General features: G+C 46.4%; 11 protein-coding genes. 2 read left to right on the top strand and 9 right to left on the bottom strand.

Annotation, left to right across the window (positions count from 1 at the left end):
- Window positions 1-35: 35 nt before the first annotated feature.
- The 3 genes from M1D71_RS19680 to M1D71_RS19690 form a co-directional block, all read right to left on the bottom strand.
- Entirely contained in the window at window positions 36-1,067 is a 1,032-nt protein-coding gene (locus M1D71_RS19680) for a FecCD family ABC transporter permease (protein ID WP_458123313.1), read from the bottom strand.
- Window positions 1,068-1,069: 2 nt separating this feature from the next.
- A complete protein-coding gene (locus tag M1D71_RS19685) occupies window positions 1,070-2,125 on the bottom strand; it encodes a FecCD family ABC transporter permease (RefSeq protein WP_458123314.1) in 1,056 nt (351 codons plus the stop codon).
- Between the two features lie 272 nt (window positions 2,126-2,397).
- Window positions 2,398-3,135 (bottom strand): glycerophosphodiester phosphodiesterase, encoded by a 738-nt coding sequence (locus M1D71_RS19690; RefSeq protein ID WP_458123315.1) that lies wholly within the window; start codon window positions 3,133-3,135, stop codon window positions 2,398-2,400.
- A 231-nt stretch (window positions 3,136-3,366) separates the two neighbouring features.
- Between M1D71_RS19690 and M1D71_RS19695 the strand changes: the two genes are divergently transcribed.
- Complete coding sequence (locus M1D71_RS19695) at window positions 3,367-3,633, top strand: hypothetical protein (protein WP_458123316.1); 267 nt, start codon at window positions 3,367-3,369, stop codon at window positions 3,631-3,633.
- A 216-nt stretch (window positions 3,634-3,849) separates the two neighbouring features.
- Here the strand turns inward: M1D71_RS19695 and M1D71_RS19700 are convergent, their stop codons facing one another.
- From M1D71_RS19700 to M1D71_RS19720, 5 genes are all read right to left on the bottom strand, one after another.
- The gene (locus M1D71_RS19700; protein ID WP_458123317.1) at window positions 3,850-3,978 is read right to left on the bottom strand and encodes a YjcZ family sporulation protein; all 129 of its coding nucleotides are present in this window, start codon (window positions 3,976-3,978) and stop codon (window positions 3,850-3,852) included.
- A 126-nt stretch (window positions 3,979-4,104) separates the two neighbouring features.
- Window positions 4,105-4,683 (bottom strand): LOG family protein, encoded by a 579-nt coding sequence (locus tag M1D71_RS19705; RefSeq protein WP_458123318.1) that lies wholly within the window; start codon window positions 4,681-4,683, stop codon window positions 4,105-4,107.
- 232 nt (window positions 4,684-4,915) lie between these two features.
- Window positions 4,916-5,335, bottom strand: coding sequence for a hypothetical protein (locus M1D71_RS19710; protein ID WP_017687369.1), 420 nt, complete (start codon window positions 5,333-5,335; stop codon window positions 4,916-4,918).
- A gap of 19 nt (window positions 5,336-5,354) precedes the next feature.
- Window positions 5,355-6,023: a uracil-DNA glycosylase gene (ung, locus tag M1D71_RS19715; RefSeq protein ID WP_145322965.1), complete on the bottom strand. Its 669-nt coding sequence runs from the start codon at window positions 6,021-6,023 to the stop codon at window positions 5,355-5,357.
- Window positions 6,024-6,185: 162 nt separating this feature from the next.
- Window positions 6,186-7,406 carry a MalY/PatB family protein gene (locus M1D71_RS19720; protein WP_458123319.1) on the bottom strand — a complete coding sequence of 407 codons (1,221 nt, stop codon included), beginning with the start codon at window positions 7,404-7,406 and terminating at the stop codon, window positions 6,186-6,188.
- 249 nt (window positions 7,407-7,655) lie between these two features.
- Between M1D71_RS19720 and M1D71_RS19725 the strand changes: the two genes are divergently transcribed.
- On the top strand, window positions 7,656-8,363 hold the full coding sequence (locus M1D71_RS19725) for a helix-turn-helix domain-containing protein (RefSeq protein WP_458123320.1): 708 nt from the start codon (window positions 7,656-7,658) through the stop codon (window positions 8,361-8,363).
- A 155-nt stretch (window positions 8,364-8,518) separates the two neighbouring features.
- Here M1D71_RS19725 and M1D71_RS19730 read toward each other — a convergent pair whose 3' ends face one another.
- Window positions 8,519-11,440, bottom strand: a complete 2,922-nt coding sequence (locus tag M1D71_RS19730; RefSeq protein WP_458123321.1) for an insulinase family protein — start codon at window positions 11,438-11,440, stop codon at window positions 8,519-8,521.
- Window positions 11,441-11,978: the final 538 nt, after the last annotated feature.

Genomic DNA, 11,978 nt, shown 5'->3' on the forward strand with positions numbered 1-11,978 from the left:
TCCTCCTTATGCAACCACACCATGATGATTACGTTCTATTTCGTCTTGCTTAAGAGGTACAGGAAGTATGGCGCTCCAATAATGGCAACCAGGATACCCGCAGGTATCTCCGAAGGCTGTAGTATGACACGGCCCAGCGTATCTGCAACCAGCACGAGCAATGAACCGATCAGCGCAGATGCGGGTAACAGGAACTGATGTTTTGGACCCACCAGACGACGCGCCAAATGAGGTCCGATCAGACCGACAAAACCGATCCCCCCACTCACAGATACACATGAGCCCGCAAGCCCTACGGCAGCCGCAAGCAGAATCAACCGCTCACGCTCAACCGGAGTCCCGAGTCCACTTGCAGTCTGGTCACCCAGATTCAACACGTTCAGTACACGCGCCTTATACAGGACAAGCGGTACAAGAATGATCAGAAACGGCAGTAATGCGGTTACAAATTTCCAGTTCGAACCCCAGATGCTGCCAGCCATCCAGGTAGCTACGAATTGATACTTTTCCGGGCTAAGCCGCAATGTAAGCACGATCATGGCAGAGCTAATTCCCGCCGCTACCCCGATCCCCGTAAGCAACATACGAGTAGGCAGAATGCCCTCTCCTTTTTTGTAAGAGAGTACGTAGATCAGAAATGCAGCAAAACCCGAACCGATCAGTGCCAGAATTGGCAACAGAAATACCGGCGCTGCTGTCGTTGTCGGGAAGAAGGAAACGAAAAGCATGACAACCAGTCCAGCACCTGCATTAATCCCGAGGATACCCGGATCTGCCAGCGCATTACGAGATACCCCCTGCAAAATACAACCAGATAACGCGAGTCCGGCACCGACCATTACCGAAATCACAATACGCGGCAGACGGAATTCAAACAGGATTAACTCCTGTTTCGCCGTGCCTCCGCCAAACAGGGTACGCATCACCTCAAGCGGCGAAAGCTTGGTAAAACCTGTGTTCATACTCACCACAAAAGCCGTAATAATTAATAGGGCAAGCACAATGAGGACTATCGTACTCTTGGCTCTCTTTTTGCGCTCTGCTCCAACTATTGTTGAGGATTCCATCGTTACAGAGTCCTCCTTTCTTTCCGCGCCAGATAGAGGAAGAATGGTACCCCAATAAGGGCAACCAATGCGCCAATTGGCGTCTCGTAAGGCGGGTTAATCATACGTGCAGCCAGATCCGCAAATACAAGCAACAGACTGCCCATTACTGCGGAACATGGAATAATCCAACGATAATCTACCCCAACCAACTTTCGCGTAAGGTGGGGGATAATGAGTCCAACAAAACCAACCGCACCCACGACGGACACGGCCGTACCTGCGAGTATTAGTACAACAATCAGGCCCACGAGCTTAATCAGACCCGTACGTTGGCCTAAGCCAACAGCAATATCTTCTCCGAGGCTAAGCAAAGTAATGGAACGGGAGATGAGAAGACCTGCGATCAGTGCCGCGAGTACCCATGGGAACATAACCTCCAATTGAGACCACTTCGTTCCGGCTACACCGCCAGCTGTCCAGAAAGCCAGATCTTGTCCAATTCTGAAATACAATGCAATCCCTTCACTGAGTGCAGACAACATGGCTGATACAGCAGCACCTGCAAGGACAAGGCGTAGAGGAGTTAGACCCGATTTGGAAGCTGCACCAAAACCATACACCAACAGGACCCCAAGCCCAGCCCCAATGAAGGAATACATAATGATGTACATAAATGGCAAGCCCGGGAAAAAGGCAAAACAGATCGCAAGTGCAAATCCAGCACCCGCATTCAGCCCAAGCAGACCGGAATCGGCCAGCGGGTTACGGGTCATGCCTTGCATGATCGCACCAGCTACAGCGAAGCAGGCACCTACCATTGCTCCGCCAAGAATACGCGGTAACCGAATCTCCCATATGATCTGATGCGGAGTCAGTTCAGGATTAAAGTCGAAAATAGCCTTCCAGACTACACCAAGTTTAATATCAGCAGCACCAAAAGAAATGGATAAAGCCATACCCAGAGCGAGTAATAAAATTCCCCCTGTAAGAATAAGTGTGGCTGCCCACGGACGAGTATGTATCTTCGCTGTGGGGGATTCCGGATTATGATTTGCTGGTGAAGCTTTTGAACTCATACGCGTCCACCCTCGTTATGAGTAGAGCTGCTCAAACCTATGTACATAACAATCACCTCTCTATAAATACCGAACTTTAATGATATTGATTCTCATTACCATAGATCATTGTAAGTGAATCCACGGTCTCTGGCAATGGACAAATGGGACATGTTTATTGCATATATGAAGATTTGCACACAAATTTGCACGCAAAAAGGCTACGCGGAGCCAAAAAGCTCGAACGTAGCCTAGTCATTGCTTATGTAGACACATGTAAAACACAAACTTGATTATCGGGCATGTACCGAAATTAAGGATGCCAGAACATCCGGAACATCGGTAATGATTCCTTGTACACCCATGTCAATCATGGCCTGCATCTCCGCAGGATCATTCACCGTGAATGGATAGGTTACAACACCATGTGCCAGTGCTGCAGCAATATCTTCGTGTGTAACTGCCAGCTTGTAGGGATGAAGACCAGAAGCTTCAAGTTTGGCGGCATAGTCATAGGGACGATACAACTTTTCCATATATAGAAGCGCTGTACGAATCTCCGGGGCAAGACGCTTACATCTCACCAGTGAAGCATGGTTGAAACTGGACAGGACGACCTGTTGCTCCAGCTTCCAATCCCGGATTGCCTGTATAATCTTCTCTTCCATTCCCTTGTAACTCACAATACCATTTTTTAATTCCAGATTAAGCAGGGTGCCTTTCCCCTGTACCAGCTTGAATAGCTCCTCCAGAGAAGGAATACGTTCCCCGGCAAAATCGGCATGAAACCAGGAACCAGCATCCCGTGTGCGCAATTCATCATAGGTTGTATCCTTAACCCAACCTTCCACACCCGCAGTTCGGCTTAACGTCTCATCATGAATTAGCACCAATCTGCCATCACGCGTCATCTGTACATCGGTTTCAATACCTGTCGCTCCAAGTTCCAGACTTCGTTCAAAAGCACTCATCGTATTCTCAGGGCATACGGCAGATGCGCCGCGATGGGCAATAATCTCCATGTTCCTCATTCCAGCGCCTCCTGCGTTCAACATTAACTCTATGATCCTCACTATAAACACCGTTTGTTAGACCTGTATTAACAGAGCGTTTAATTACATGACTACTCCGCCAATGGAAGCTATATAGTTGAACATCCAACGGGCTGGGGATTCACTCATTTTTGCGAACTCAATCTGGAAATCGACATAACATAGTATGAACGATGGAAGCACTGCACTCCGTTATAAGGAGGTTGACTATTGAACTCCTCAAAGAAAAAATCGACACCTACACGCCCTCGCACATCCCAATTACAGTCGGCTTCCAGGCATTCCAGATCATCTGTCCATATCAAAAACAAATCCGGCAAGACGGCTAATCAGCGTTCGTTTAACTCCAGTTCACCCAACACACTGGATCAGCTGGCTATTGTTGCAGCTATACTTTCCTTAATTGCGGCCGCCATCGGGCTATATATCGCCTGGAAATCGTTAAGTAATCCGGATCAAACTGCTGTTGTGGTGTAAGCTGCTTGATAAGCAGCGATTAACTAAGGAGGCTCTCTCCTGCTTCTGACGATATTATTCAGGGGCAGGTTTTTGCTTTTTCATTCGCTTATACAGAAAACGTCAAAAAACCGTTCCCCTGAAACGCCAGCATATACCGGCGTCTCTTTGGAAAGGTCATTTTTTGTTCGGACGCTGCCCCTGCAACGCTATTCCCGTCTCGGAATATTGGCCGAATTAGAGAACGAATGTGCGAGAGATGATAACCAACAGAATGAACAACACCAGAATTGCGCCTGTCGATGTCCATGCTCCACCACTCAAGCCTCCGCCGTAACCGTAACCTGTGCCTTTGAATTCGCTCATGAGTGACACTCCCCTCTTCACTAAAGTACACTATAGACTATGTCCAATAGCGTGACTTGCTTGGGCAGATCGAAAATTCTCCTCAGAAGCGATTGGCTACAGCTCCCTATTTTTGTACACTCACTGTCAGTTCAGCTGTGACCACTTCTGGGTCAACTCTGCCGGAATATAGGACGACATCTGGTTGAGCAGTTCAGCTGGATCGGATTCCAGGCTCCACAGACTAAGATGTGACGTGTTGGAGAACCCTTCCTGTACGCTATGTTCTACCATCTTCATCAGCGGGCCATAATATCCGTTGACATTCAATAAGCCCACAGGCTTGCGATGAATGCCAATCTGTGCCCAACACAGTACCTCAAATAGTTCTTCAAATGTACCCATGCCTCCGGGAAGTGCAATGAATCCATCGGATAATTCCGCCATTGTAGCCTTCCGTTCATGCATGGTTCCCACTTCAATCAGCTGTGTAAGCCCTCCATGAACAACCTCACCCCGGAACAATTCGGTAGGCATGACACCGATCACTTCTCCACCTTGCTTAAGAGCTGCATCGGCAACTGCACCCATCAAGCCCATGCAAGAACCACCATAGACTAGTGCATATCCGCGATCGGCAATGTGTTTGCCCAGTTGAACAGCCTTCTCTGTATAATCGGGATGATTTCCCGGGTTAGAGCCTGCAAAAACACATATACGTTTCAATGAGTTTCACTCCTTCTCATGATCTATTTTAATAATATATAACATGAATGTTATGGGTATGTACAACAGGTTAACAGAACCAATGGACAAAAAAATACCCGGCCGTTTGCAGCCGGCCGGGCTCCCATTTCAATACATATCAATTTAGAAGGGGTTGTTACTACCTAATATACAGACCGAACATTAAATCCGTATGATCTTTGCATGAAATGAATATTAAATCTTCGTGGTACTAACGTATCCCACGGCGTGAACGAACGACAAACATATGCTTGTCTTTACGAAGCACCCGGCCATCTGCAAGTTCAACCTGATCCTCGTCATGACGCAGAATCGTCGTGGATAATGCTACAATTTTGGCCCGGCGCCAGATCATAACCTGTGATTTGAAATAGATGGCATTTTCGAACTGAATCGCCTTTTTCATCACATATCCAACCTTGTGCACTTCAGAACGTGCTTTCTTTAAAGGGAGACTCTCTTCAGGAAGAGGTCTGATCATTGCGATATTGTCAAACGATACCTTGATCCGTTTCGGTCCGATCCGTACACATTCCGCTTCTTCATCCCACTCGACCAGCGTTCCTTTCAATGGCTCCCGTATGCCTGTCGCACGATATACCGCTACTTTTCGTCCTATCCAATGTCGCAATGTTCTCACCTCCATCTGTCTAGTTTTCAGGTATCTTCCAATCGATCGGTTCAATACCTTTGGAGGTCAAGAAATCATTGGCTTTGGAAAAGGGACGACTGCCGAGGAATCCACGATGCGCAGCCAGCGGACTGGGGTGTGTAGATTCCAGTACCAGGTGCTTGTCCCTGTTAATAAAAGCACCTTTCTTCTGGGCATGACTGCCCCATAGCATAAATACCATTGGCTCTGAACGTTCATTCAGCGCACGAATTACAGCATCCGTAAATGTCTGCCACCCCAGTGCTTGATGCGAGTTAGGCTGACCTTCACGGACCGTCAGAACGGCATTTAATAGCAGGACTCCCTGCTGCGCCCAATGGACCAAAGATCCATGATTCGGAATCGGCAGGTCCAGATCGGCCTGAAGTTCCTTATATATATTTTTCAGAGAAGGCGGTACGCGAACTCCGGGTCTAACCGAAAAGCTTAATCCGTGGGCTTGACCCGCTCCGTGATAAGGGTCTTGACCAATAATTACAGCCTTAACCTGATGATACGGAGTCAGCTTCAATGCGGAGAACAGGTCTTCTTTGGGCGGAAAGACCGTCTGCGTTTTATACTCGGCAGCGAGTGTGTAACGAATCTTGTTGAAATATTCGGCTTCCGTTTCTTCCTGAAGCACCTTGTCCCAGTCGTTTCCAAACATATGTATAGACTCCTTTCCCCTGATGAATGCAGATTCGTGCTGCCCAACTACTACGAGGCTCTTCATTCTGAGAGCCGCATGTCATGCGACTCGTAGACTATCCACCATTTTAACATAACCGGGGACAGCAGGCCAGAATCGCGCATCAGGGGATGGGTGACTTTACACTTGAATGGGTACCTCTTCGACTTCTTTTACAAGCACACTGCTAATTCTCCGTAACCCTTCCTGAAGGACAGAAAGGGGACAAGCCAGATTCAACCGAATACAACCCTCTCCATTCGCTACAAACATATGACCATCTTCGAGCAACACACCCGCTTGCTCAGCGAAGAATAAAGATAGACTTACATGCTTGGGAGCATATGCCGAGATATCAATCCAGGCCAGATATGTGGCTTCCGGGATGTGAAAGACGGCCAGTGGCAGATGTTGCTTCACATACTGTTCTACGTAGACAAAATTGGCATCCAGGTAACATTTTAATTCTGTCAGCCATTCATCACCCGTTTCGTAAGCAGCCTGAGTGGCAGCGATGCTCAGCGGGTTTTTGAAACCATAATGGCGCGCCTGCCAGGTGTCTCGAAGTGCCTTATTCGGAATAATGACATTAGAGAACATCAGACCAGCCATGTTGAATGTTTTGCTCGGGGACATACATGTAATGATTCGATCCGTATCCGGGAACAGCTTAGCGAGTGGTGTATGTTTCTTGCCAGTCCGAAGCAGATCACAGTGGATTTCATCCGAGATGACCCATACGTTGTTACTCAGGCAGATCTCGCCCACACGTTGCAGCTCTTCCGTTGTCCAGACACGTCCAGACGGATTATGCGGGTTACAGAAAATACATACCCTTACCTTCTCATCCTTCGCCTTGGCTTCAAAATCCTCGAAATCAATCGAGTAACGCCCCTGTTCGTTGATCATATCCGAACACACCAGTTCAAGATCATTATGCTCCGCAGCTGACTTGAAAAAACCATAAGAAGGTGTCACGATCAGTACTTTCTCATCCGATTGACAGATATATTCCACCAGTTCATATAAAGCCGGAATGATTCCATTTGAGGTCTCCAAGTGCTCCTTGGGGAAGGACCAATCATAATACCTTCTCATCCAATTCGAGACAGCTTCATAGTATGCCGGATCGAACACTTGGGAGTAACCCATGATTCTACGATCCAGTCGCTGTTTGACTGCATCCAGAATCTCGGGAGGTGTGGCAAACTCCATATCCGCAATCCACATGCGAATGAATTCTTCGTCCTTGAATGGAAATGTCATATCTTCTGTCGCTTTAAAAATATATTGACGGAAACCATCCGTATTCATGGCATTCGTACCTGTACGATCTATAATCTCATCAAAGTTATATTTCATAGCTTCTGCTCCTCTGTCTGCTCTTCTTTTCCGTTGTCGGTTCATGTCGTTTGCCTCTATTATTCCATGACGCAGTAATTGCATCAAATGCAATAGAATCTATTCAGACGAAACAAATCAAGATTATTGTTTCTCCAAAATAGGTATTTCCGTGAAAAAGTGATATATTTCTCATATAGCATCATTTTTCTGAATGACTTTCATCTTTTTCACGTACTCTCAAGAAACATGGCATAAGGAGAACCGGTTATGAACAATATCAATCAGGAAGTCGGCAAGAAAATACGAAACTTTCGGAAGTGGCGGGGACTGACCATTCAACAGCTTGCGGATCAGATCTTCAAGAGCAAGGGCACACTATCCAAATATGAGAGCGGAGATATTTCACTCGATCTGGTCACGTTACATCATATTGCAGATGCGCTCAACATTCAGGTGGAGCAACTCTTGTACCAAGAGCCAAGGCATGCTTCTCCCCTGATGAATGCGGTCCCATCCAGCTTTTTCAAAAACTCCACCCGTTTCTATTCTTATTTCTATGATGGGCGTAACAACAGTCTCATTCGTTGTGTCATTGACATGATGGCTCAGTCGGATGCCAACCGTTATCGCACCGTGATGTATATGAATGTGAAGGACTTCGAGAACTACCAGGAGTGCGAGAATATGTATTGGGGCCACACCGAGCATTATGATACACTGACCACGCTGATTTTGAAGAATCAGGCCACGCCGCTGGAGAATCTATATATTAATATTTTGGCATCTTTTCAAGAGTCGGAGAAAAAGTGGGGACTGATGGCAGGTGTCTCCTTCCGACCTTTCATGCCTATTGCGCTCAAAATGCTATTCTCCAGAACTCCGCTGCCTGAGAATCAGGAGTTATATCATGAATTGAAAATCTCAAAGGAAGATCTGCGAACGTTGAAAATATACAATATGCTCGCGGTCACCTGAACAACGAGGCGGATCATTCATTTCATATGGGATGGGGATAGGCCCTTTTTATAGAAAAAAGGCACTTGATAAGCTGTTCATACCAGCTCATACAAGTGCCTTTCGCATTTGACGCCTATTGGATCGGGGATCTGTGGATCGGCGAGACTAAACGTTTAATTTTTAATTAAATCAAGCGTCTCGTCAAACATTTGCTTCTGTTCCTCAATCTTGTTCTCATTCCCAATCACGCAGCGCTGTTGCTGTTCAAGTATAGCGGATACGAGTCCGGCAAAACCGATAATGTCGCTTTCCTTGGTGCTTAATACTTCGTCACGTTCCTTCTGCAGGTCTGCTTCAGTCACATTGGACAGATAACACTCCAGAGAGAATGCTCCTTCGCCATAAGGCGTTCTCGGCGTATCGAGATCCTGAATTGCACCAATGATATAACGCGTCATTTCCCGCTCGTCTGCCCGGAAATCGTTCAGATATTGCGGCATTTCTTCATATACTTTGTACGTTTTATCCAGGTTCGGATCTCGGTACGATGCAACGTAACTGTCTCCATTGCGTCTAAAGCCTGACATGCAACCATAGGCTCCGCCTTTGGCACGGATATTGGTCCACAAGTAATCCAGAGACAGAATCCCCTGCAAAACCCGGAGTGAACCCGTGTATTGATATCCTTTGTCAATATAATTACCCGTTTGCACGACATACTGTACCTCAGATGGGGATCGGAATCCTTCCTTATGAGTAGCAGGTGTGAACGTAAACTCTTCCTTGGCAACCGCATGTGTGAACAGCTTCGCTTTCAGATCGGATACCTGTTGCTCCAGTCCCTCATATCCCTGCTCATCGGCAGTATAACTAACAAGCAAGTTTTCCGGTCTGAAAATATACCCTGTCAACTCTTGCAGGCTGGAAGATAACTCTTCTTTTCTTGTCTCAAAGTTCGCTTGAAGATCTTCAAGCCACTGGTAAAAGGCAATGCCACTCACAGCTTCTCTGAAATCCGCAACCGCTGAATGTTTGGACGAAGACCGGCCAATTCCCGCAGAATGTCCGCTATTGATCAGATTACGTTGCAGATTGCCTTTCATCTGGGAGATGATCTCGTACAATCGCTTCGAATTATCAAATCGGGATGTGAACACAATTTCTTTGATCATGTCAAAGGCAAATCCAAGCTTGTCATACAACACTTTCGCGTTGAACTCATAGGTCGCCTTGAATTCATTGTGCTTATGCGCGTTAGCATAAGATCCAATCCCGCTATGAATACCGCCTGAATGGATATGGATCTCATTGGACAGTTCATTGAACGAGTAGTTTTGAGTGTCCACGTAGCCCAATACATTTTTCAGCAATCCTGCATACGGCAGGAGATGACGTGGAACTTCTTTGATATCAAACAACAGTCTCAGATAACCAATTCCGTTCGTGTAGAGGTTATGATGCAGAATGGTTGTGCCATCGACCTCGTTCACCGTTTGATGCAACGTAGAGGCTTTTGGTTCGATATCTTCGATCGATAACGTCGGAATGACCTGCTGCTGCTCTTTGGTTGAAGGTGTATTCTGATATTCGGCGAGTGCTTCCGTTTTCTGAATCAACGTCTGAACTTCTTCCTTACTAAGACCGGCCTGAATAGTTTTCAGACGTTCTTTCAACGCTTCCTCCTTTCGTGAGTTCAGCCCCTTATCCGGGGTAAGCGCCACAAAGGAAGTGTGTGTGTTTTGCAATATATACTTCTCTATCAGTTGTTCGAAGTAACCTTCGTTCATTTTTGTCCGCAGTTCAGCAAATACGTCATTGGCTTCCAGATGTGTGAAAGGTGCTTCCTCATCGTACAACCAACTTTGCAGGGAAGAGAATCCGTAGATCAGGCCCTTCGGCATTCTGCCGTAGTCTGCTTCTCTATGATTGAACTCATATGAGTTAATCCCTGCAAGCAGTGCTTTAGGATCGAAGCCTTCTTTCACCACACGTTCAAGCACTTCTTTTACCGTTCCCAGGAAATCCTCTTTGCTCGCCAAGTTGCTCTTCTTCAGTCCAACCGTGAATACAGGCTGATACAGACTGTCATCATACGAACCGTAGACATCCTTGGCAATGCCCTTATCCAGCAATGCCTGCTTCAATACCGCTCCCGGAGCGTTCAGCAGTGCGTATAGCAGAATTTGAAACGAAATGTTCAGTTCCTTATCCAGACTTGTGCCGATCACCGCATTGTAGGTCAAGAAGCTGTTATCCACTTCCGATTCCGTACTTCCCGCAGAGTAGGTCTTGACCGTATCCACCCGCTCTGCAAAGGCAGGCTGGAGTTGAATAGCAGAATCAATCTCGATTCGATCATATGCACTCAGATAGTTCTCATCCAGCCATTGCAGCTTCTCTTCCATATCCATATCGCCGTACAAATAGATGTAACTGTTGGACGGATGATAGTATCTCGTGTGGAAATCCAGTAGCCCCTGATAGGTCAGATCCAGAATAGCTTCCGGGAATCCGCCAGACTCGGAGGAGTACGTTGTATCCGGGAAAAGGGAGTTTAACACTTCTCTGCGCACCATTCGTTCCGGTGAAGAAAAGGCACCCTTCATCTCGTTATATACAACTCCGTTATAGGTTAACTCATCGTCGGCAGAGGTCAGGTTGTAATTCCAACCTTCCTGCAGAAATATCTTTTCATTCTCATAAATATTCGTATTCAATACCGCATCCAGATATATATCCATCAGGTTATGGAAGTCATGATCATTACGACTCGCGATCGGGTAGATCGTCTTATCGGGATACGTCATGGCGTTAAGGAATGTATTCAATGAACCTTTCAACAACTCAACAAAAGAATCCTTGGCCGGAAATTTCTTGGACCCGCAGAGCACGGAGTGTTCAAGAATATGGGCTACCCCTGTATTGTCTTCCGGAGGTGTGCGGAAACCGATACTGAATACTTTGTTGTCGTCCTGATTGGACAAAAGTACAATTTTGGCTCCGGATTTCTGGTGTTCCAACAGATACGCATCCGATTTCAGTTCTTCGATTCTGCGCTCCTGTAACACCTTGTATGGCTTAAGCTGTTTCAACATAAACTTGAGTCCTCCGTCCATAAGATTGTTTTATTGGTTTTGTGACTTTACATAAGTTCAAATATGCTTATTTACACGGGCACTCCGATGACAGAACAACCTTCCGATCGCTGTTATCCCCAGATTTTTTGATTCCCTTTTGAAAGGGAAAATCCGGGGATAAAGGCGCACGCTTCGCTTCTTCAGGTTATTTCCGTCCTCTCCGTTATCGTGTAAATGTGTAGTTGAACTTATATCGTTCAGCAAGGTAAAGGTAATATATGCCTACGGATAGTATACACCATTGTCCCGTCTCTTCATAAAAAGACCGTCGAATCCACTTTCTGATATGTATTATGCAGCGTTTGTGTTTATGAGCTGCATGGTGAAGTAGTGGATCATGACATTCCATTCATATAAAAGAACATAAAAAAAGATCGCATGCAGCTTGATTAACAAGCGTCATACGATCTTTTCTTTAAGATGCCGAGGACCGGGATCGAACCGGTACGGTAGTCGCCTACCGCGGTCCTCTTAGTGCCTTTTCTACACTACGGGA

The sequence above is a fragment of the Paenibacillus sp. Z3-2 genome (assembly GCF_054161325.1).

Coding starts and splice junctions, on each gene's coding strand:
- M1D71_RS19685 (WP_458123314.1), bottom strand. CDS start 2,125: ATGAGTTCAAAAGCTTCACCAGCAAATCATAATCCGGAATCCCCCACA.
- M1D71_RS19725 (WP_458123320.1), top strand. CDS start 7,656: ATGAACAATATCAATCAGGAAGTCGGCAAGAAAATACGAAACTTTCGG.
- M1D71_RS19700 (WP_458123317.1), bottom strand. CDS start 3,978: ATGAGCGAATTCAAAGGCACAGGTTACGGTTACGGCGGAGGCTTGAGT.
- M1D71_RS19730 (WP_458123321.1), bottom strand. CDS start 11,440: ATGTTGAAACAGCTTAAGCCATACAAGGTGTTACAGGAGCGCAGAATC.
- M1D71_RS19720 (WP_458123319.1), bottom strand. CDS start 7,406: ATGAAATATAACTTTGATGAGATTATAGATCGTACAGGTACGAATGCC.
- M1D71_RS19690 (WP_458123315.1), bottom strand. CDS start 3,135: ATGAGGAACATGGAGATTATTGCCCATCGCGGCGCATCTGCCGTATGC.
- M1D71_RS19680 (WP_458123313.1), bottom strand. CDS start 1,067: ATGGAATCCTCAACAATAGTTGGAGCAGAGCGCAAAAAGAGAGCCAAG.
- ung (WP_145322965.1), bottom strand. CDS start 6,023: ATGTTTGGAAACGACTGGGACAAGGTGCTTCAGGAAGAAACGGAAGCC.